This window comes from Winogradskyella marina, assembly GCF_015645385.1.
Lineage (GTDB): Bacteria > Bacteroidota > Bacteroidia > Flavobacteriales > Flavobacteriaceae > Winogradskyella > Winogradskyella marina.
The window spans coordinates 221,515-243,751 of the sequence record NZ_JADOET010000002.1 but is presented as its reverse complement, the minus strand read 5'-3'; the positions used below and the strand labels follow the sequence as shown (position 1 = coordinate 243,751).

The following is a 22,237-nucleotide window of genomic DNA, read 5'->3' as shown; positions in this document are numbered from 1 at the left end:
CGGAAATTTATACATACTGCTCAAACCTTTATAAGTTTTGTCTTTTATTCATTGCTGAGCCGTATAATATTATGAATTTAGAAGTTTTTATATATATATTTGAGAATACTATAATAATAAGCTATTGTATTACTAACAACTAACTTTTTAGGGCACTTTTTTGACGTTTCTTTAAAAGCCTTATAATTCTAAATTCAATTTTTTATGGGAATTAAACATTTTAAACTCTCTACGTTTCTCTGTGTTTTTATAATTTCATCATTTTCAATTTTACATGCTCAAGAAATTCAAATAACGGGAAAAATCACTTCATTAGAAGATGAGATGCCTATGCCAGGTGTGTCGATTATTGTTGTAGGAAAGAACAAGGGGACGAATACCGATTTTAATGGCGTTTATTCAATTGACGCAGAAAAAGGAGACGTACTTCGCTTTAGTTATATTGGTTTCTCTGAACAGAAAGTAACTATAGGAGATAACACCGTTATTAATATTCAATTGGTTGAGTCGGTTGAAGTACTTAACGAAGTCGTGGTTACTGCCCTAGGAATTTCACGTAAGGAACAAGCTTTAGGCTATGCTATATCTAAAGTTGATGGTGAAGAACTCGCTGAAATAAAGAGTATTAATGCTGTCAACTCATTAGCTGGTAAGGTTGCCGGAGTAGATATTGCACAACCAAATACAGGGTCAGGTGGTTCATCTAAAATTATTATTCGTGGAAACACAAAATTTAATGGTTCTAATCAACCGCTATACGTTGTTGATGGGGTTCCAATGGATAACAACTCTTTCGGACAAGCCGGACAATACGGTGGCCAAGATTTAGGAGATGGTATTTCTTCTGTAAACTCAGATGACATAGAAACCATATCTGTTTTAAAAGGTCCTGCAGCAGCAGCATTATATGGTTCTAGAGGTGGTAACGGTGTTATTTTAATTACTACAAAATCCTTTAAAAAGAACTCGAAATCTAAATTTAATATTAATTTTTCAACAAACTCTACGTTTGATGAAGTCATAAGTGGATATGAAGATGTTCAACATGTGTATGGTCAAGGTATTGGAACACCTCCAAGAGATATCGGTGACGCTACAGGTATGTGGAGTTGGGGAGGTAAAATGGATCCTAATTTACAATTCATCTCTTTCGATGGAGAGTATAGAGATTATGGTGTAAAAAAAGATAATATTGAGTCTTTTTTTAGAACAGGCTATACCATTCAAAATACAATCTCTTTATCAGGTGGTAATGAATCTGCCAACCTATTATTTTCTGCATCAGATGTAAAAATGGAAGATATTGTTCCAAATAGCGGTTTACATAGAAATAACTTCACTTTAAAAGGGCACTTGAAAATGTGGGAGAAGTTAACTTTAGATGCAAAAGTTAATTTTACTCTAGAAGATGTAGATAATAGACCATATTTGGGTTATTCAGGAGCAAATACGGCATTAGCACTTCTGGGGTTACCAGGAAATATTGATCAGCAATGGTTACAAGATAGTGCAACGGATGCTAACGGTGATTATGTGTTTTGGAATTCTGCAACACGAATTATCAACCCTTACTATTCATTATATAACATGAAAAATGAATCTAATAAGAATAGAGTTTTAGGATATGCCTCTTTAAACTATAATATCACAGATTGGTTAGATTTCAAATTCAAATCTGGTATAGATACATTTACATATGATTATTATAATTACTCACCAAGAACAACCCCTTTAGCTGAATGGGGAGAACTAACAAAAATAGACTCAAGAACTACTGAAATTAATACTGAATTTCTACTTTCTGCGAATAAACAGCTTAACGATAATTGGACCGTTGGAGCAAGTCTTGGTGGAAACATTATGAATTATGAAAGTTCAACAAATACTATACTTGGTAAAAACCAAGGGTCAGAAGATGTCATCTCTATAAATAACTATAATGAATTCATTGTAGGACGACAAAATCCTAGAAAATCAGTCAGGTCGTTTTACGGATTTGCAAATGTTAGTTTTAAAGATTATGCCTTTTTAGATGTCACAGGAAGACAAGATTGGTCATCTACATTAAAAAAAGGAAATAACGGCTATTTTTATCCATCATTTACAGGTGCCTTAGTCTTAACCAAGGCTATCGAAAATCTAAAATCTAAAACGATACCTTATGCAAAATTAAGAGCTTCTTATGCTGAAGTTGGTGGCGATACAGATCCTTATGCTTATAATACCTTTTTCGATTACCCATATTCTTCAAACGGAGCAAATTTTTCAACCGTAAATGATATTACATATTTTACCAATATTAACCCTTCAAGAACCAAAGGATATGAATTTGGTTTAGACGCCAAACTTTTTAACTGGAGAGTTGGTTTAGACGTCACATATTACAATCAAACCACCTATGATGAAATAATGAATATTCCTATTTCTAATTCAAACGGCTTTGAATCGGCTAGTATTAATGCAGGTGAAATCAATAATAAAGGATGGGAAGTGATGGTAAATTTTGTACCTATCAAAACAGATGATCTTCGTTGGGATTTAACATTCAATTTTGCCAATAATGAGAACGAAATTGTAAAATTACATGAGGAAGCAAAGACTCAAACCATTGCAAGAGCAGATTGGATTAGCTCATTAATTACTGCAGAAGAAGGTGGTTCTTATGGAGATATTGTCGGTTACGACTTTAAACGTACTGAAGACGGTACCCCTATATTAGGTGCTAATGGACTACCTTTAAGATCTGATGAACAAGTCTCTTTAGGTAATGGACAATATAAATTTACTGGGGGTATTACCAATGGTATCCAATATAAAGGATTTAGGTTAAGAGCTTTAATTCAAATTAAATCTGGAGCAGATATATTATCTATGACCAATCAAAAATTATATCAACAAGGAGCACATATCGGAACCCTAGAAGGACGTGAAGGATGGGCACTATCCGAATCAGAAAGGGAAAGTGCAGGCGAACTTCCAAGCAGTTGGGTTGCCACAGGTGGTTACCTAGCACAAGGGGTTATTGAAGATGGTGTTGGAGTAGACGGAAATCCAAATTATAGAGCTAATGACGTTTATGTAAATCCTAAAGATTATTGGGGTAGTATTGCAAATTCGCACATTATAAAACCTTTCATTTACGATGCTTCGTACGTAAAATTAAGAGAAGTTTCTTTGTCTTATTCTTTAGGCCCAGAACAATTGAAAAACATTAAATTCCTGAATGGTTTAACCTTTTCTATTATCGGTAGAAATTTATGGTTAATTCATTCAAATGTACCTAATGTCGATCCAGAATCAACTTACAATATTAGTAACGGACAAGGCTATGAATATGGTTCTTTACCACAAAGACGAAGTTACGGATTTAACTTAACTGCAAAATTTTAAAAAATGAAGACAAGTATAAAGATATTGATATTACTAGTGTCTACTCTAACACTAACTACAAGTTGTGAGGATTTTAACGACTTAAATGTTGATCCCACAACCTCAACAATTGCCAACCCTAAAACCTTAATTTCTAAAGTACAAACAAGCTACTCTGGAGATAGAGAAACACAATGGAGGTCTTTAGCTGCGTATCACATGTCAATTACGCAAATGATTTCAGATGGGTGGACTGTATCGCATGGGCAAGCCTATAAACTCGATATAAGTTATATGGAGTATATGTGGAAAAGTTCTTATCGTGAAATCAGTGATTTAACTTACGCTATTCAAGAAGCTGAACAAAATCCAGAACTTGTAAATTACGAAGCTGTAGCCAGGATATTAAAAGTTATGATCTTTGCTCAACTTACAGACACTTATGGAGATTTACCATATTTTGAAGCAGGTGCACAAGCAGAGGACGATAATTTACATCCGGCTTACGACAATCAGGAAGACATTTATAATGATTTCTTTAAGGAATTAAAAGAAGCTGCCGCTCAATTAGATGACTCTAAAGCTTTAGAAGGTGATTTAATGTATAATGGAGATGTAGAAAGATGGAGAAAATTTGCAAATTCTTTAAGGTTAAGATATGCGATGAGATTAGTCAATGTTAATTTGTCTAAAGCCGAAACAGAAGCTGTATTGGCTATTGAAGATGGTGTGATGGAAAGTATTGATGACGCTGCCAAAGTAGAACATGGTGATTTTACAGTAAGCACAAGTGGAGCCTCAGAAATTAGAGGAAATGGTTTCTCACAAGTTCAAAATTTTTCAGAAGAAATAATGGTGGCCTGTGAAACGTATGTATCTTATTTACGAGACAACGATGACCCAAGACTCTTAATGATGTTTGGAATGTATGCCGCTTACCAAGAAGATGCAACATCGCGATACAACTCAAAATCTTCTACCGAAACCAGTGTGGAAATTACAAATGAATATTTAGCTACCTATGGAGTTCTTGAAGGCTATGCACCAGGATACTTTTTATTTGAATCACCAGAAGATGCACCAGCTGATATTTGGTCACCACGTTTCGTTGAAAAAAATGGAAGAACCGTTCAAATTGATAAATATTTTAAACCCCTTCAGATAAGAAGACATTTAACACGGATTGACTTACCTTCAATATATCAATCTTATTCTGAGGTAGAACTTTGGTTAGCGGAGGCAGCTCTAAGAGGTTGGAGTAATTTTGGTGGTGATGCTAAAACCCATTATAAAAATGCCATTTTTGCTAACATTGATGAACTGGTTATAATATTAGGTGCTGAACCTAATTTAGATATTAATTCAGATGTTTACGCTGAAAATTTATGGAATAATACTGTAGATAAAATGGAGGCTATAAACATGCAACATTATGTTAATAATTTTTACAATGGTATAGAAGGCTTTGCAAATTGGAGAAGATCAGGTTTCCCTGTACTTAAACCAACAACTGACAACCCTTATACGGACCAAACACTAAATGGTTTAATTCCTAGAAAATTACCATATCCTAATAGTGAAATGAATTTTAACAGAGACAATTTAGAGCCCCATTTAGATAACGGAGTTAATTTTTGGGGAGCACCTGTTTGGTGGGATAATAGTTTAACAAGAGGAGTTGATTTATAAAAAAACACATTATGAAAATAAAGAATTATAGTGCCTATATTTTTAGTCTTTTATTACTTCTTACGTCATCTTGCAGTCAAGACGATGTAAAAAATCCAACACTATCTGACACGGATTTAACCGTTTATTTTTGGGGTGAAGGAGATAATATAACCGGCATTGCATGGGAAGGTTATGATGTTTTAATAGGAGAAACATTAGACCTAAACCTACAAGTATCACCAAGTGAAGACACCACAGTACAATGGGTAGACGATGAAACTGGTGAAATATTAAGTAACGACTTAAACTATACTTACGCTCCAACCGAAGAAGAGACCAAAAGAGTTAATTTTATTGCGACCCGACCTTCTGGATATGAAAAAACAGTGGTCTTTAATTTTAGAGGTAATCTCGATGGTTACACGAGTAGAATTAACGAATGGCAATCTATTCCAATTCCGCAAGGCACTCAAACAGGTACATTTACTGTTGAGTTTGATATGATTCCTAGTAAAGACATCATGGATGGTGTTGTTGGTATTTTAGATGGTATCGCAACAACGTATTCTGATAACTCATGCATTGTAAGATTAAATCCTTCAGGAAAAATAGATGCTTATGATGATACTGGGTATGCAGCAGATAACGAGCTAGAATATCATGCTGGTTTAACGTATCATGTAAGAATGGATATCGATGCTGTTACTATGACTTATGACATATACGCCAATGAGCAAGGTGGAGACGTTGTTCAAATTGGAGAAAATTATAAATTTAGACGTAAAATTACACACCAAGATTATTGGTCTATGGTCGCTGGTAATTTTAATTTGGATGATCCTGGAACGCATAGAGTGTTAAATATGGAAATCACGACACTAACACAAAATCAAGCGCCTGTTTTTCTACCTGTAGATGATGTTGTATTAGCGGAAGGAGCTGTTTTAGAAGTAGAAATTGAAGCCGTAGATCCTTTAGGTGGCAATATTACTATGGAAGCAAATGATTTACCGCAATTCGCAAATTTTGTAGATAACGGCTTTGGATCTGGAGCCATAACTTTTGACCCATATTCCGATTGTGGAGGATGCGATTTAGGTACCTATGATATTACCATCGTTGCTACCAATGGTGTAGAGTCCTCTGAGTTAACTTTTACTATTGATATTGTTGATCCAAACGCGGCCTTCGATGTAACTGCGGATGCAGGAGATGCTACTATTTGGAGTGGAGGCTCTGTGGATGCAACATGGACTCAACTATTTGGTGGGCATGTAGCCACAGGTGTTGGAGGTGATGATCAAGTCGTTAGTGTGATGCCATTTGCTTTACCAGAAATTCCTGAAGGTAAAAGGGTGAAATCAGCCGTTTTAAAGGTCAATGTCGTTAATAACAACTCTTGGGTTCCTGTAGAGTTTGATGTGTACGCTATAGCTTCCAGATCAACTTCAGAGGTCCTATCTACAGACTATTTCACTGGAGACTATGATACCGATGCCAATGCTACTGCAATTCAACAAGGTTTTATTACAGATGGAGGTGCTCTTGGAGAATTTGTTATGGATGACCCATCTAGTATAGACTTGGCGACTTTTATGAATGACCAATATGATAATGGAGCAAGTGCCGGAGAATTTATGTTTCTTAGAATTGGTGCTAACCGAAATGACATGCCACTTTGGGCACATTTACAGTTTGATAGTGCAGAATCAGCGGCTACAGCTCCTATCTTAACAGTAACTTTGGAAGATGAGTAAAAAGTGGGTATCTAAGCTCAAAATAATATAGTATTTAAAACTTACTAAAAATAGAAACCTCCAGTACAATGTATAAAGTTGTACTGGAGGTTTTTTATATTTAATACTATCGTATTACCTTATAATTATGTTACGCAACAAATCTCATATAAGGTTTAAGCCGGCTCAAAATCTTTTTTTAATAGTTGCTTAGCCAATTTTAATTCTGATTCAGTAAAAGACCTTGCTTCTGAAGCAGAGACCGCTCCCTTTAACTCGCTGATATTTTTAGCTCCTGATAAAACCGTTGAAACCCCTTTCTGATCCAATACCCAACGTAAGGCTGCTTGTGGCATATTTTTAACGTCATCCCTCAGTAAAAACTTAAAAGCTTCTACTTGGTCAACACGCTCTGCAATGTCTTCACGCGAATAACGTGCATTCAATGTGCCTGCTACAAAATTTGTATCTTTTGTAATAGCTCCTGATAAAAACCCGTTTGCCAAACACTCTCGTCCAAAGACACCTATTGGATATTCTTGTAATTCTTCGATTAATTCCTGAGATTCTTTATTCATTAAACTCAACACCACTTGAATAACGTCTATTTTACCTTCTTTTGCCCATTGACGTGCCATATTTTCGGTCTGTTGAAACATGGAAATAGAATGCCCAATAAAGCGTACTTTACCTTGTCTTTTTACTTGTTCAATTCCTTCCCAGACATCATCATCGATTTCTTCAGGTGAAAAAGGGGAATGAAAGAACAATACATCTATATAATCGGTTTGTAACCGTTTTAAACTCTCTTCTACAGAGTCAATTACTCGCGACTTATAGAATTGAGACGCTCCATTTTTAATCGTCGGATTTCGTCCAAATTTTGTAGAGATATGTACCTTATCACGTTTGCCTTTTAGTGCCTTTCCTAAAACTATTTCGGCAACACCATCTTGTTCTGGAGTTCCGTATTGTGGTGCTGTATCAAAAATATTTACACCCATATCAATACCGGCATGAATGGTATTTATCCCATCCTTCTCATCAACACCTCCATAAACTTTATTACCAAAAGCCCAAGTACCTAGACTAATTTCGCTAATTTCTATACCTGTTCTTCCTAATTTTCTATACTTCATAAAAATTTTTGTTTTAACTCTTCTATAATTAATGATGCATTTCTTAGAAATAATTTTACAATCTTTTCACCTAATGCTTTGGTCGCTAATCTTGGATCGTCACCAGAAACAGCATCTAGTTCTAGCGTAATTGATCTGTCCTTTGGTAAGGTCTCTAAATCTACCGTTTCAGGTGCGTAGTATAATTGTAAGGACGTTTCACCTATAGCAGAATGGTTAGCGACCAATAAATCATCAGGTAGTATATCAAATTCTGCTAATGCCCAAAATCTCCTATCCGGATATTTACTATTAAACGCTTCGGCTACAGTTTTTAAAATGGTGAGATGAGGTTCTCCGGCATGACCAGATAATAAAACAATAATTTTAAAACCTTGCACAACTAGTTGTTCCAAATACTCTTCACAAGCAAGCCTAATGAGCTTCTCTGAGAATTCAATAGAATGCTTAGGGAAGTTGACACCTGGATAAGACTTAATTAAGTTAGCCGCCAAACTAATTACAGGAAAAACAAGACCTCCATTTTTTTCTGCTAAGTCTTTACACAAGCTAAACGCTTTTATACTATCAAGACCAGTAGGATTATGACTTCCATGATATTCAATGGCTCCCCAAGGCAAATATGCAATAGGTGTTTTTTTTTGAATTGCTTCAATTTCCTGAGGTCGCATTTGGTCGTATAGTCCCCAAGTAGAAGCTGTGTTTGTAGTGTCATTAACAATATTCATATCATTCTGCATTAAAACTCATCAAAAGCAATTTGAGGACTTGTTACTCCCAGTTGAGTCAACATTTTGGTACAGGCCTTAATCATCTTTGGTGGACCGCATAGATAAAATTCTATGGCTTTAGGGTTGGGATGCGTTTTTAAATAATTGTCAAAAACGACTTGATGAATAAAACCCGTTTGACCTTCCCATTTATCATCTTCTAACGGTTCAGAAAGTGCTATTTGAAAATTGAAATTAGCATGTGCATCTTCAATACTTTCAAAATAATCATCATAAAATATTTCTTGTTTAGAGCGTGCTCCATACCAGTAACTCACTTTTCTATGGGTAGACTCATTTTCGAATAGATGCGCAATATGAGAACGTATTGGCGCCATACCAGCTCCACCTCCAATATAAACCATTTCTCTCTGTGTCGGTTTTATATGAAAATCTCCAAAACTACCAATAGCAGTTACACGATCACCTGGTTTTAGATTAAAAATATAACTAGAACCAATGCCTGGAGGACAATCTTGACCAGGTGGTGGAGTCGCTATACGAACATTAAATTTAAGTGTGTGTTCTTTAAGTCCGTTACTGGCTAATGAATAATTATTAACGCGACCAACTTCTGTATTACTACTACTTAAATCAAAAATTCTTTGATGATTCCAAACGGCAGCATAAGGCTCTGGAATATCAAATTGATTGAATGGTATTTCATTATACTCTGGAATGTTAATTTGCATATAATCTCCAGGCACAAATTCTATTTTTTCATTCGTATTTATAGGTTCAAGAATAAGTTCCTTTATAAATGTTGAAACATTTTGGTTACTAATTACTTTTAAATCATAGCGCTTTTTCTTTCGAGAACCTGCTCCACCTGCCTTTTCAATATTTAGCCAGATTTTATTGTTTCGGTTTTCAATAGGATAAGTTGCCAATCCTTGACAAATAGGAGCACGAGCAGGAGAACCATCTTCAATATTAAAACGTCCATTATGTTTTGGGCATTCTATGATTTTACCTTTTATTAAACCTTCACTTAAGTGTGTATTTCCATGTGTGCAAATACCATCTGTAGCATGAAGACAGCCTTGACTATCACGAAAAAGGGCAAAGGTTTTCTTTACATGATCAAATCTAATAATATCTTCAACCTCTAAATCTTTGTCAGCACAAACTTCTAACCAGCCTTCAGAATCAGGTAATACATTAGACTTTACTAAACCTTCTGGTGCTACGTTTTTTCCTTCTGGTAATTTACGTTTAACGTAATAACCAGGTTCTTTAACTTGTCTTTTTATGGCAGGTAGTATTTCACTCCAAGCACTGTAAATAGACGTGTAAACTGGAGGACAATCGTCTTTTATAAGTTCGTGTAATTTAGGAAGTGCATGGTAAGGCACAAGTGGAAACATATGATGTTCTGTGTGGTAGTTCATATTCCAATATATAAACCTGCTTATTGGATTCATATAAACGGTACGGCAATTTAAACGGTGATCTAAAACATTTTCTGCTAAACCAGCATGTTGTGTAGTGTTATGCACAATCATCAGCCAAGTCCCAAAAAATTGAGGTAATACAAATAGAAATATGGGAATCCAACTACTCAAAATAATAGACAAACTAATAACAGCAATATAAATTGCTAGGTAAATACGTGCTATTGTAAAAATTTTACCAAATTCAGTTTCTGGAATATACGTTTTTTCCGAATCCGTAATTTTTCCAAATGCATGCCGAATTAAACTTGGAAAGAATGTTTTGTAACCTCCCCAATTAAATAGAGATAAAATAAGATTCTTGATGTTTGGTGGACGTGGTATTTGAATTTCTGGATCGCGTCCTACAATAATAGTATCACTATGATGACGTGTATGACTCCAGCGCCAAACTACAGATTCTCTCATCACCATAAACGATGCTACTTCATAAACAACATTATTCATCCAATCAGTTTTAAATGCTGTTCCATGGCTACATTCATGCCATCTAGAGTCTGAACTTGTACTATAAAAGACAGCATAAATAAGATAAGGAATGACAACCCACCAAGTTCCCCAAAGTAAAATGGTAGCTACTGCTGTACTGACTAAAATAGCAACCAAAAGCAAAGTATCTACAATGGCTGGTCCATCTTTTCTTACCAGTAATTTTCGCATTGTTTTGCGAGGCACAGGAGTTTGATACCAATCTGCCTCAGCAAGTCCTAATTCTATAGCTCTAGCAGCGTTTTTTCCTGTTAGTGCATAGTCTAATTCAATTTGAGAGTTCGGCATAGACGTTTCATGAGCCAAAGTCTTTTCTTTATGTGTTTTTTGTATTACAACCTTTGGTTCTAGATCTATCATTTTAATTTTTTACTGTTTTCATACCCTGTGTTATGTCAAATTTGCAAACGGTTAATTTTTGCTCTTATAAATTGACGTGATGAAAATTGATTATAGCGCCATGAGAAACACTTTATTCAATATGGGTGATTTACAAACTTAGCGGAATCACCTATTCCAAACAATAGACGTTTTGTTGGTTTTGTTGTTCAAAATGTCTACATTTGATTAGATATGGACAGTTTTTTTCACTATTTAGCTGACGACCCTGAAGCCGAGGTTTGGGGTGTTTATGTACCTACATGTGGCTATCAGCATATTTACCCTGGAGCTCAATACCCATTAGAAGGTCACCCAGACACCCATGACTTTCAACAAGTCATGGGCAGAACGTTACCTGGATGCTATCTTGTGTATGTACCTACAGGAAAGGGTACGTTAGAGACAAAATCTGGTAAATGGGAAGTGAACTCAGGAGATATTATGTTATTATACCCAGGAGAATGGCATAAGTACAAACCAGATGAAGACACAGGATGGGAAGAGTATTGGATGGGCATACGAGGTGAGGTTTTATCTAATAAAATACTTAAAGATTTGTTTCCTAATAATACGTCCTATGTGAAACAAATGGGATATCAGGATGAGCTGATATTTTTATTTAATCAATCTATAAAATTAGTTAAAAGAAATAGCCCAGGATTTAGAAAAATTTTAGCAGGCATCGTTTTACAGTTGGTTGCCTATGTTATTTCTTATGAAAACCAAGAAACAGGTAATCGAGAAGAAGAGCTTTGCAAAAAAATTATTGATTTTATTAGAGAGAATCTTAATACAGATGTAGACTTCAAAAAACTGGCTAGTGAGCATCACTTAAGTTACAACAGGTTTAGAACGGTTTTTAAAAATAATACTGGTATTTCCTTACAGCAATATCTTATTCAAGAACGGCTAGAACATGCGAAACGACTTATGGTGAATACCACGCTTTCTTTAAAGGAAATTTCAGCTAAAACAGGGTTTAATTCGCTATTCTATTTTTCAAAAGTATTTAAAAATAAAATGGGGTATTCTCCAGGGCAAATTAGAAGAAAGCCATAGCTTTAACGTCGTGAAACTATGGCTTTAAGTTATTTTAATGTTCTGAAATTAAACCATACTTCAAGAAATTATCTTTATTGAAACAAGTTTAAACTCCTAATGACATCTGATTTACAGTCTACTTATTCAAGCTAATTTCTAAAGGGTTGTTTACACATTTTGAAAATGTAACTATATAGTCTTCCCATGCTTTCTCAGAAGCAAAATGACCACTTTTTTTCCACCCAAAACCAGCGTAATAAACAACCATATTGTCGATGACATTAAGATGTGCATAGGCATTACTCAGGTCTTTTATGTCACTATTATAAGTCTCAAAATCATTAAAATAATCTTTAGACGCAATAATAGCAGTTCCTAATTCTGAATCGGCATGAGGCTGCCAATAACTCACCCAGCCTTCTTCTTTATGACCAGAAACCTCACCATCTTTTTCATGCAATGTTAAACCAGCAGAAATGTTTTTGACACCTTCTAATGACACATTAAATTTCGAAAAATTCTGACCTAAATCTAAACTGATTACTTTTGATTCTATAATGGTGTTTCCGCCTGCATCCCAATTTTCATATTCCAAATAAAAACTAGTTCTAAGAGGGCCCGTTGTTATTGTACGCCAATTGGTAAAGTTTTTAGCGGTATAATACGTCGCATCCACTTTTACAGCAATACCTCCTACTCCACGACTAGCACCAACATGAAAATCATCTAATCCTTCTCCTGTATCGATATGATAACTTCCGTCTGTTTCAGTTTCCTTTTTGTACCATTTATTAATAATTGGATATTCTACACGTTTTAACCAAGCGTCAACACCACTAGAAAGTGTACCACCAGGAATACTATCTTCAATCATTTTTTGTGCCGTTGGCCCATATACCCGAAACGCAACTTTATCATTTTCCCACGTATAGTCATCTGTACGTTCTGGTACAAAACGCGAATAACACAAATCTGCTGCTTTAGGTTGTTCTGCTTCGGTAATTGTCACCACCTCAAATTTAGCTACAGATTTTGAAGCCACTTTAGGTTGAAATAAAATGACATCCATAGAGCCATCTCCATCATTATCGACTAATTGGGTCACTTGAAGCTCACCTGTATTCACATCTTTTATACCAATATTTGATGAATTTTCTGCATCTAATGACGTTATATCAATTTCTACCGTCTCAAAAGAGCGTTCAAAATCTAATGTGTTTTTCACGCTAATAACGGTACTATTTTTCTCTTGCTCACAAGCACATAATAGAACTATCAATACTAAAGCAATAGGTTTTTTTATGATTTTCATAATAATATTAGATTTATTAATCTTCGTTGGCTGGTTTACCAATCGTTGCAAGGATTCCACCATCTACATACACAACTTGACCATTAACAAAATCACTAGCTCTAGAACTTAAAAATATAGCTGCACCTTGTAAGTCATCTGGGTCTCCCCATTTTCCTGATGGTGTTCTATTAACAATAAAATCATTAAAAGGATGACCATCTACTCTAATAGGTTCTGTTTGACTTGTTGCAAAATACCCAGGACCTATTCCATTGGTTTGAATGTTGTGTTTAGCCCATTCTGTAGCCATATTTTGTGTCAGCATTTTAAGTCCACCTTTTGCAGCCGCATAAGCACCAACAGAATTTCGACCTAACTCACTCATCATGGAACAAATGTTAATGATTTTTCCACTTTTTCTTTCAATCATTCCTTTCACAACATGCTTAGAAACAATGAAAGGTGCCACTAAATCAACATCAACAACCGCTTTAAAATCGTCCACCTCCATATCTACCAATGGAGTGCGTTTAATAATTCCTGCATTATTGACTAAAATATCAATGGAACCAACTTCTTTTTCAATTTTTTCAATATTTTCTTTTACAGCGACCTCATCTGTAACATCAAAAAGGTAACCGTAGGCTTCAATACCAGATTCTTTATAAGTTGCAACAGCGTCATCTAATTTTGCTTGTGACGAATTTCCGTTTACAACAATTTTAGCACCTGCATTTCCAATACCTTTAGCCATTGCCATTCCTAAACCATGCGTAGCTCCAGTTATTAATGCTGTTTTTCCTGTTAAATCAAATAAGTTAATTGACATAATTGCTGTTTTTAAAAAATTATTTTAACTCATTGATCTTACAGTGATCCATATCTCCGTAGTCTAAATTTTCTCCAGCCATACCCCAAATAAAGATATAGTTACTCGTTCCTGAGCCTGAATGTATAGACCAAGGTGGAGAAATTACAGCTTGGTTATTGGCCATCCAAATATGTCTTGTTTCTTCAGGTTCTCCCATAAAATGGCAGACAGCCTGATCCTCTGGCACCTCAAAATAAAAGTAAACTTCCATACGTCTATCGTGTACATGAGCTGGCATGGTATTCCAAACACTTCCCGTTTTCAATTCGGTCATACCCATTTGTACTTGGCATGTTTCAACCACACTATTTACAATTAGTTTTCTAATTGTTCTGGCATTTGCTGTTTCTAAAGCACCTAATTCTACCACTTCGGCATCTTCTCTACTAATTTTTTTAGTTGGAAACGTTTTATGAGCAGGTGTAGAGTTTAAATAAAATTTTGCCGGATTTGTAGCATCCTCACTACTAAAGCTAACATCTTTATTTTCTCTACCTATGTATAATGCTTCTTTATAATCTAAATGATAAGCTACACCATTGACAGAAACAGTGCCTTTGCCACCAACATTTATAATTCCTAATTCGCGTCGTTCTAAAAAATAATCTGCTTTTAAGGGCTCTATAGATTCAAGTTTTAATTCATTTTTTACTGGAACAGCTCCACCAGTAATAAATCTATCATAATGAGAATAGACTAAATTTATAGCATCATCTTCCATAACGTTACTAATCAAAAATTCATCTCTTAATCTATTCGTATCGTAATTTTTCACGTCTTGTGGTGATGCCGCATATCGTGTTTGATAGTGAGTTGTCATTGCCAAATATATTTAAGTTAATTTTTGTAAAAGTAATAAAAATATTCAAAATACAATCGATTGTATTTTGAATATCATATATTTGTTACATCATGTTCCTTGATTACAAGTGTAAAAAACGTAATCTAGCAGGTACTAAATAATATTAAAATGCAAAACAATAAGGTTACCATACACGATATTGCTAAGGCCTTAAATCTCGATAGTTCTACAGTATCTAGAGCTTTAAACGATAGCCCAAGAGTGATACAAAAAACTAAGGATATTGTTTTAGCTAAGGCTACAGAAATGGGTTACCAACGCAACCATTTAGCCTCTAGTTTAAGAAAAAGTAAAACAAATACCATTGGAGTTATTGTACCAAGAATTTCGCGTCATTTCTTTTCATCTGTAATTAGTGGTATTGAAGAGACCGCATATGAAGCTGGCTACACGGTTATTATTTGTCAATCTTTAGAGCAATTCAATCGTGAAAAAAAAATTATAAACACGCTTATGGGTCAACGTGTTGACGGTGTGCTTATGTCCATTTCAATGGAAACCAAAGACTATAAGCATTTAGAAGTCTTAAAAAAGCAAGGTATTCAACTCGTTTTTTTTGATAGACATTGTGACATTCCTAATTATTCTAATGTATTAATTGACGATTTTAATAGTGGTTTTGAAGCGACAGAACATCTCATTTTAAAAGGATGTAAACATATTGCTCATTTTTCTGGTCCGCAAAACCTAGAAATTTATAAAAACAGATTTAAAGGTTATAAGCATGCCCTTTCAAAACATGGTCTACCCTTTGAAGAAGCACTTGTATTTCCATCAAAATTAATGGAAGAAGATGGTAGGAAAAATTCCGAGAAATTATTAGCCCTACCAAATCCCGTAGATGGTATATTTTCTGCAAACGATGTGGCTGCTATAGGAGCCATAAAATATTTAACCAGTAACGGTGTTAAAATCCCTGAGGATATTGCAATTGTTGGCTTTAGTAATGAACCAATTTCAACAGTTATTAATCCTGCTTTAACCACAATTAATCAGCCAGGAATTGAAATAGGTAAGGCTGCTACAGCATTACTTTTAAGGCAAATAACAAAAGAAAATGATGCATTAGACGCACAAACGATCATAATGGATTCTAATTTAATAGAACGTCAATCGTCAAAAAAGTGAAAGCTTAATTTAAAATGATTTCAATGAAAACAATTGCTCCAATATTTATTTCATTTCTATTATTAATGACTTTTACGTCTTGTGAAACGTTACAAAGCGATAAAACAATAAAATTAGCTCACGGATTAGACACAAATCACCCTGTACACAAGGCCATGATACGTATGGGTGAAGAGCTTGACAAAAATTCCAAAGGAAAATTAAAATTGGAAATCTATCCTAACCAGCAATTAGGTTCTGAGCGTCAATGCTTAGAGTTGCTTCAAATAGGAAGTTTAGATATGACCAAAGTATCTGCGGCAGTGATGGAAAATTTTTCACCAGATATGAAAGTGTTTGGACTTCCATTCATTTTTAAAGATCGCGAACATACGTTTAATGTTTTAGATGGTACTATTGGGAAAGAACTATTGGATGGAGGACAAAAATATTGGCTAAAAGGTCTAGGATATTATGATGCCGGAAGCCGAAGTTTTTACACTAAAGAAAAACCTATTGAAACACCAAAAGATTTAGAAGGCTTAAAAATCAGAGTTATGGAAAGCGTTACAGCCATGCGCATGGTTACAAGTCTTGGTGGTTCTCCTACTCCAATATCTTCGGGAGAATTATACACCGCTTTACAACAAGGTGTTGTAGATGGTGCAGAAAACAATCCACCGACATTTTATCTTTCAAGACATTATGAAGTTTGCAAGTATTTTTCTTTGGACGAGCATACTACCATTCCAGATGTATTAATTATCAGTACGCATTTGTGGGAAACCCTGAGTGCTCAAGAAAAAGTATGGTTGCAATCAGCTGTAAATGTTTCCGTAGAGTATCAACGAAAATTATGGGCAAAAGCAGAATTAGAAGCCTTAGAAGCTGTAAAAAAAGCGGGAGTTACCGTTGTTAAACCAGACAAAACGATTTTTAAGAATAAGGTAGAATCTATTTATGAATCTTATAAAAATGATGCACAGGTGTATAGCCTCATTAAACGAATTCAAGAAAGCCAATAATTATGAAATTAAGAAAAAAAGTGGATAAGGTATTGGGCACAGCACTCGCCATAATTATGGGAGTGATGGTTATAAACGTATTGTGGCAAGTATTTACACGATTTGCCATGGACACACCAAGTTCATTTACAGATGAATTAGCACGATATCTCATGATTTGGGTCGGTGTTTTAGGAGCTGCTTATATTTCTGGAAAGCGTCTACACGTTGCTATAGATTTGCTGCCATCACGATTGAATAAAAAAGGACAAACAAAATTAAAAGTTGTTATCAATTGGATTATTATTGTTTTTTGCCTTGCTGCACTAGTAATTGGAGGACTACGATTAGTATATATCACCTTTACTTTAAAACAGTCTTCGCCTGCATTACAAATTCCATTAGCTGTGGTTTATGCGATAATTCCTATTAGTGGCATCTTGATGATTTATTACAAACTTTCTGATATTATAAACAAACAATTATAATGGAATATTTACCTATACTCGTTTTAGTATTTAGTTTTATTGGGTTATTACTACTAAGTGTGCCTGTAGGATGGAGTATTGCCATTTCATCATTATTAACGATGATGACAAGTATAGCCATACTTCCTGCGCTGACCACTGTATCCCAGCGCATGGCGACAGGCTTAGATAGTTTTGCCTTATTAGCCATACCTTTTTTTGTGCTTTCAGGCCAACTTATGAATAAAGGTGGTATTGCACATCGTTTAATAGATTTTGCCAAAACACTTGTCGGTGCGCTTCCTGGTGGATTAGCGTTAATCAATGTCATTGCTGCCATGTTAATGGGAGCCATAGCAGGATCAGCCATGGCATCTGCATCTGCTATGGGAAGTATTTTAGGACCCGAAATGGAAAAGGAAGGCTATTCAAAAGAATTTGGAGCAGCCGTAAACATTACATCTTCAACTACAGGATTAATAATTCCACCAAGCAATGTGCTCATTGTGTATTCATTGGCAAGTGGAGGTGTGTCCATCGCTGCCTTGTTTTTAGCAGGTTATATTCCTGGGATTTTAACAGGATTATTTCTTATGATTGTGGCCTCTTTTTGGGCAAAAAAGAAAGGCTATAACGTAGGTAAGAAGAGTTCTTTAAAAGACGTTGGACGTACATTCTTTAGAGCTTTTCCTAGTTTAATGTTACTTGTTGTAGTGATTGGAGGTATTGTGGCCGGTATTTTTACAGCCACGGAAGCATCTGCTATTGCTGTTCTTTATACGTTAATCTTAGGCTTTTGGTATAAGGAAATCACCTTTAACGATTTACCAGAAATATCGTTAGAAGCTTGCGGCACCACCGCTATTGTAATGCTTTTGATTGGTGCATCTACGAGCATGTCTTGGGTAATGTCTTACGAGAATATTCCCAATGATATTAGTACAGCTTTATTAGGAGCAAGCAATAATCCCATAGTGATATTACTAATTATTAATTTGATATTATTGGTTGTCGGTATATTTATGGATATGACACCTGCGGTGCTCATATTTACTCCAATATTTTTACCTATTGTTGAAAAGCTTGGCATGGATCCCGTACATTTTGGGATCGTTATGATTCTAAATTTATGTATAGGCCTCTGTACTCCACCTGTAGGATCGGTTTTATTTGTAGGAGTCGGTGTGGCAAATACAACCATAGAGAAAGTGGTTAAGCCACTTTTACCGCTTTTTGCAGCCATGATTATTTCCTTACTATTGGTTACGTATTTTTCAGAATTAAGCTTGTGGTTGCCTGGTCTATTTGGGTATTAAAATGTTATTTTGGAAGTATTCTTCAGAGTTTAAAATATAGATACGCTATCACTTAATATCCTATTAAAGGAAGGATAGATCATGATACCTTTATAAAACAACTATCACTCTTATTATTATCATCTCATGAAAATAAAAAAGCCCTACATCTCTGTAAGGCTTGATTTTACTTGTGGTCCCACATGGACTCGAACCATGGACCACCTGATTATGAGACACATTAAGTTACTTATCAATGTTTTTCATTTAGCTTCATTTGTCTGATTTTCAGCTATTAGCTATAAACTCATTTTCATTTAATTTCAAATTATTGCATTATTCTGATAAAATGTTGCCGAAATGTTGCAGGCAGATTTCAAACAATAACTTTATTATGTAACACTGTAATTACTGCAACTTCTGTAACGAGTAAATTTAATTAAAAGTGTATTGAAATTCAAAAGTTTGTTGATTTATTATTTCTTGATGTACTGTAGTATTATTTTCAGAACCATAAAAGCGCATTTCAGCTTCTGATGAATCTTCTATATAAAAATCTAACTCAAAACTTGCTGTATTCTCTGGAATCTCTACGCTTACTATATTTTGAGTATAATCGAAATCTGAATTAATTGTTGATTGAGTACCATCTTCTAAAGTTAATATAGTTGTTAACCCTACTGACACCCAACTTTCAAGAGTACCTGTTGTAAACTCTATTATATGAGACTGACTAATTTGTTGCTGTTCTTGTTCTTGGTTGTCATCATCGCTTGAACAAGCTGTAAATGCAAAAATGGCTATTAATGCTAAAAATATATTCTTCATAATTTATTATTTATTGGTTAATTGTTTTTTTTTTAAAATGGCAAGTCATTATCTGGGTCATCTATAAAACTTGCTTGTTCTGATTCAAGGACTGGGTTTGGCATTACTTCTTGACTTTTTATAAGTTCTATTCTCCAACCTTGAATAGCATTAAAGTATTTAGTTACACCTTCAGGATTAACCCACTCTCTACCCCTTAAATTAAGGTCTATTTTTACTTCTTGACCTACAACAAATCTATCCAGTAAGTCACATTTATCTTGGATAAATTCTACTAATATATGTTGTGGATACTGTTCTTCTGTAGTAATAACAACCTCTCTTTTTCTAAAGCCATTATCACCTAGGATTTGAGTCCCATTTAAAATTTTTATCTTTCCTATTAAGTCCATTTGTTGACGTTTTAATTTTATTTAGAATATCATTTAGATATACCTCTTCTTTACTAAATGGTTTTGTGTTTTCAAAACTCTTATCTATACCTTCGTATAGCTCTGTAAATAATAATTCTATTATAAAAGATTTATGCTCTCTTAAGTTTCTGTCAGGAAATTCAGCTTCTAAAGTATCTTTAATTTTACTTAAACCAATATATCTTTCTTCATGTTTAAGCAACCACCAAGCAACTTCATCTCTACTACAAAAACCTTCAGAAGTTAATAGAGCTTCTAATTCTTCTATTATCTCTTTAAACCTCATATTAACTTACTCTTTTTATGGAATTTTTAAAATTGAATTTTCTATAAAACTCTAAAAACAAGTACCTTTCTTCAGAAGTATTCCCTTCAAATATCATCATTGATTTCCTTCCTTTATCACTCCTTGAAGTGCTGAAAAAGATAAAGTCATTTTCAAACTTATCAGAATCTGAACTTTCTATATTAGTTGGACTGAACTCTAGTACTCTCTTACCTGTATGATTCAATTCATAAACATTAAGACCATCAAAAACTAATTTATAAGGCACTTCACTAGATGACACCAACCTAAAAGGAACATAAATAAGTCCTATGAATGAAAGTAATATCATTAAAATACTATCACTAAATAGTGCTAATCCACTTACAACTAAAAGCACCAATAATACAACATAAAAATGCTCAAATATCAAATGTTTATTTAGCATATCTCTATGGTTTGTATTCACAAAAACCAGCCTATTATCATTGTTTTTAGAGGTTTTAAACTCATAGTCGATAAAATTATCTTTATCCTCATAAAGCTCTAAAACAACATTTTCTTTAGACTTCAAAGAGTCTTTATTCTCTGTAATTCTTGAAATATTTAGTTTCATATTGTATCAATCTATAATTAACAAACATACTTATTTTATCATTTATGATAACCAAAACAGCACACTTAATTATCATTTTTGACAACTAGATAAAACGTGTTTTAGGTTGAATGACAAGGAGAAACTTCAGTTAGCAATTGGTAAGCGAGTTAAATTGTTGAGAGAGGAAATTAACATGCCTCAACAAGACCTTGCTGCTAAATGTAATATTGAAAAATCTAATTTAAGTCGATTAGAAGCTGGAGGAACTAATCCTACTTTATATACTCTGAAAAAGATTGCGGATAATCTAGGGGTTTCCCTTGAAGAATTAGTAATTAAGCTCTGAGCCCATTTTCTCAACAAACTCTCTTGTTAGGCTGTAGGGAAACTTATCTATAAAGTTATAATAAGCTACTTTTCTTAAAACTCCTTTTTGAGTTTTAGTATCTGAATTACAAATATCAGCAATATCATCTTTTAGGTAAGACATCTTATGATTTAATCTGTTTATATAAGTATCTATATTGTTATTAAAATCTAACTTCCCTTCTTCTCTAGCCAAAAACAATGTTTCAAATATTAAGACGTACTCATTTAAAAAAACACCTTGCTTACCTCTTTTAGAAAGTGGTAAATAAAAACTCTCTTCAAAAAGCCCTGTTTTCTCCAACCAGTTATTAAATGTTTTTTTGTCAACACCAAACTCCTCTTTTGCGATTTTCTCTTTAGAGATAGAGAATTCTTTGAAAATCAAAGTCATTAACTGCTCTTCATTTAAAGCACCTTTCTTTTTAGAGAAAATAGTTTTAACCAAAACAGACCTTAATCCATTCTTATCATCTAACAGTTTATCCAATCCTTTTTGGTTGGTCACTAGTTTTTTTAATTCTGGTGCTTGTTCTTTTATTGATTTAATACTTCTTATTAACACTGAAATAGTGCTAAAGTCTAAAAGCGCAAACAGTTCATTAAAAAATTCATAATTAACTTCCTTTTTAAAAGCTTCATGAAATGCTTCTTCAGAATCACTTTCAACTCTTAAAGTTCTAAACTTAATTACTGCTTTTTCTCTGTCCCCATCACCTAATAAAAAAACAAGTATATTATCATATAACACACTTGCTTTTCTTTTTGGAAGAGAGCTTACTTTTTTAAATATCTTATTTAGCACCTAGTAAAATTA

At 34.2% G+C, this 22,237-nt stretch carries 20 protein-coding genes and 1 pseudogene; 10 read left to right on the top strand and 11 right to left on the bottom strand.

Annotation, left to right across the window (positions count from 1 at the left end; genetic code table 11):
* The first annotated feature begins 204 nt into the window (after positions 1–204).
* Genes ITJ86_RS04275 through ITJ86_RS04265 form a run of 3 tightly spaced genes read left to right on the top strand, consistent with a single transcriptional unit; the run spans position 205 to position 6,797 of the window.
* Positions 205–3,390 (top strand): SusC/RagA family TonB-linked outer membrane protein, encoded by a 3,186-nt coding sequence (locus tag ITJ86_RS04275; protein ID WP_195870372.1) that lies wholly within the window; start codon positions 205–207, stop codon positions 3,388–3,390.
* Between the two features lie 3 nt (positions 3,391–3,393).
* Entirely contained in the window at positions 3,394–5,058 is a 1,665-nt protein-coding gene (locus ITJ86_RS04270) for a SusD/RagB family nutrient-binding outer membrane lipoprotein (RefSeq protein ID WP_195870371.1), read from the top strand.
* An 11-nt stretch (positions 5,059–5,069) separates the two neighbouring features.
* On the top strand, positions 5,070–6,797 hold the full coding sequence (locus ITJ86_RS04265) for a hypothetical protein (protein ID WP_195870370.1): 1,728 nt from the start codon (positions 5,070–5,072) through the stop codon (positions 6,795–6,797).
* Positions 6,798–6,952: 155 nt separating this feature from the next.
* Here the strand turns inward: ITJ86_RS04265 and ITJ86_RS04260 are convergent, their stop codons facing one another.
* The 3 genes from ITJ86_RS04260 to nqrF are packed head-to-tail and all read right to left on the bottom strand — an operon-like array spanning position 6,953 to position 10,988.
* Positions 6,953–7,915 carry an aldo/keto reductase gene (locus tag ITJ86_RS04260; RefSeq protein WP_195870369.1) on the bottom strand — a complete coding sequence of 321 codons (963 nt, stop codon included), beginning with the start codon at positions 7,913–7,915 and terminating at the stop codon, positions 6,953–6,955.
* Positions 7,912–8,643 (bottom strand): creatininase family protein, encoded by a 732-nt coding sequence (locus ITJ86_RS04255; protein ID WP_195870368.1) that lies wholly within the window; start codon positions 8,641–8,643, stop codon positions 7,912–7,914. Before ITJ86_RS04255 ends, ITJ86_RS04260 begins: the two co-directional genes overlap by 4 nt.
* Before the next feature lie 11 nt (positions 8,644–8,654).
* Positions 8,655–10,988 (bottom strand): NADH:ubiquinone reductase (Na(+)-transporting) subunit F, encoded by a 2,334-nt coding sequence (gene nqrF, locus ITJ86_RS04250; protein WP_230080215.1) that lies wholly within the window; start codon positions 10,986–10,988, stop codon positions 8,655–8,657.
* Positions 10,989–11,201: 213 nt separating this feature from the next.
* Between nqrF and ITJ86_RS04245 the strand changes: the two genes are divergently transcribed.
* Entirely contained in the window at positions 11,202–12,068 is an 867-nt protein-coding gene (locus ITJ86_RS04245; protein WP_195870367.1) for an AraC family transcriptional regulator, read from the top strand.
* A gap of 118 nt (positions 12,069–12,186) precedes the next feature.
* Here ITJ86_RS04245 and ITJ86_RS04240 read toward each other — a convergent pair whose 3' ends face one another.
* The 3 genes from ITJ86_RS04240 to kduI are packed head-to-tail and all read right to left on the bottom strand — an operon-like array spanning position 12,187 to position 15,035.
* On the bottom strand, positions 12,187–13,362 hold the full coding sequence (locus ITJ86_RS04240) for a DUF4861 family protein (protein WP_195870366.1): 1,176 nt from the start codon (positions 13,360–13,362) through the stop codon (positions 12,187–12,189).
* Positions 13,363–13,378: 16 nt separating this feature from the next.
* Entirely contained in the window at positions 13,379–14,173 is a 795-nt protein-coding gene (locus ITJ86_RS04235) for a gluconate 5-dehydrogenase (RefSeq protein WP_195870365.1), read from the bottom strand.
* 19 nt (positions 14,174–14,192) lie between these two features.
* Positions 14,193–15,035: a 5-dehydro-4-deoxy-D-glucuronate isomerase gene (kduI, locus tag ITJ86_RS04230; RefSeq protein WP_195870364.1), complete on the bottom strand. Its 843-nt coding sequence runs from the start codon at positions 15,033–15,035 to the stop codon at positions 14,193–14,195.
* A gap of 141 nt (positions 15,036–15,176) precedes the next feature.
* Between kduI and ITJ86_RS17595 the strand changes: the two are divergent.
* The 5 genes and pseudogenes from ITJ86_RS17595 to ITJ86_RS04210 form a co-directional block, all read left to right on the top strand.
* A pseudogene (locus tag ITJ86_RS17595) lies at positions 15,177–15,329 on the top strand (LacI family DNA-binding transcriptional regulator); the annotation flags it as partial.
* Positions 15,324–16,205: a LacI family DNA-binding transcriptional regulator gene (locus tag ITJ86_RS04225; protein WP_394370111.1), complete on the top strand. Its 882-nt coding sequence runs from the start codon at positions 15,324–15,326 to the stop codon at positions 16,203–16,205. The pseudogene ITJ86_RS17595 and the gene ITJ86_RS04225, both read left to right, overlap by 6 nt.
* A gap of 23 nt (positions 16,206–16,228) precedes the next feature.
* Positions 16,229–17,209 (top strand): TRAP transporter substrate-binding protein, encoded by a 981-nt coding sequence (locus tag ITJ86_RS04220; protein ID WP_195870362.1) that lies wholly within the window; start codon positions 16,229–16,231, stop codon positions 17,207–17,209.
* Positions 17,210–17,211: 2 nt separating this feature from the next.
* Complete coding sequence (locus tag ITJ86_RS04215; RefSeq protein WP_195870361.1) at positions 17,212–17,676, top strand: TRAP transporter small permease; 465 nt, start codon at positions 17,212–17,214, stop codon at positions 17,674–17,676.
* A complete protein-coding gene (locus tag ITJ86_RS04210; protein WP_195870360.1) occupies positions 17,676–18,971 on the top strand; it encodes a TRAP transporter large permease in 1,296 nt (431 codons plus the stop codon). The genes ITJ86_RS04215 and ITJ86_RS04210 overlap by 1 nt, the downstream gene beginning before the upstream one ends.
* A gap of 414 nt (positions 18,972–19,385) precedes the next feature.
* On the opposite strand, the gene ITJ86_RS04205 is transcribed toward ITJ86_RS04210, so the two are convergent.
* The 4 genes from ITJ86_RS04205 to ITJ86_RS04190 are packed head-to-tail and all read right to left on the bottom strand — an operon-like array spanning position 19,386 to position 21,072.
* Positions 19,386–19,778, bottom strand: coding sequence for a hypothetical protein (locus ITJ86_RS04205; protein WP_195870359.1), 393 nt, complete (start codon positions 19,776–19,778; stop codon positions 19,386–19,388).
* 32 nt (positions 19,779–19,810) lie between these two features.
* A complete protein-coding gene (locus tag ITJ86_RS04200; protein WP_195870358.1) occupies positions 19,811–20,170 on the bottom strand; it encodes a DUF3127 domain-containing protein in 360 nt (119 codons plus the stop codon).
* Positions 20,118–20,477 (bottom strand): hypothetical protein, encoded by a 360-nt coding sequence (locus tag ITJ86_RS04195; protein WP_195870357.1) that lies wholly within the window; start codon positions 20,475–20,477, stop codon positions 20,118–20,120. The genes ITJ86_RS04200 and ITJ86_RS04195 overlap by 53 nt, the downstream gene beginning before the upstream one ends.
* 1 nt (position 20,478) lies before the next feature.
* The gene (locus ITJ86_RS04190) at positions 20,479–21,072 is read right to left on the bottom strand and encodes a hypothetical protein (protein ID WP_195870356.1); all 594 of its coding nucleotides are present in this window, start codon (positions 21,070–21,072) and stop codon (positions 20,479–20,481) included.
* Positions 21,073–21,178: 106 nt separating this feature from the next.
* Here ITJ86_RS04190 and ITJ86_RS04185 point away from each other — a divergent pair, with 106 nt between their 5' ends.
* Positions 21,179–21,400 (top strand): helix-turn-helix domain-containing protein, encoded by a 222-nt coding sequence (locus ITJ86_RS04185; protein ID WP_195870355.1) that lies wholly within the window; start codon positions 21,179–21,181, stop codon positions 21,398–21,400.
* On the opposite strand, the gene ITJ86_RS04180 is transcribed toward ITJ86_RS04185, so the two are convergent.
* Positions 21,383–22,225 carry a hypothetical protein gene (locus tag ITJ86_RS04180; protein ID WP_195870354.1) on the bottom strand — a complete coding sequence of 281 codons (843 nt, stop codon included), beginning with the start codon at positions 22,223–22,225 and terminating at the stop codon, positions 21,383–21,385. The genes ITJ86_RS04185 and ITJ86_RS04180 overlap by 18 nt on opposite strands.
* Between the last annotated feature and the right edge of the window lie 12 nt (positions 22,226–22,237).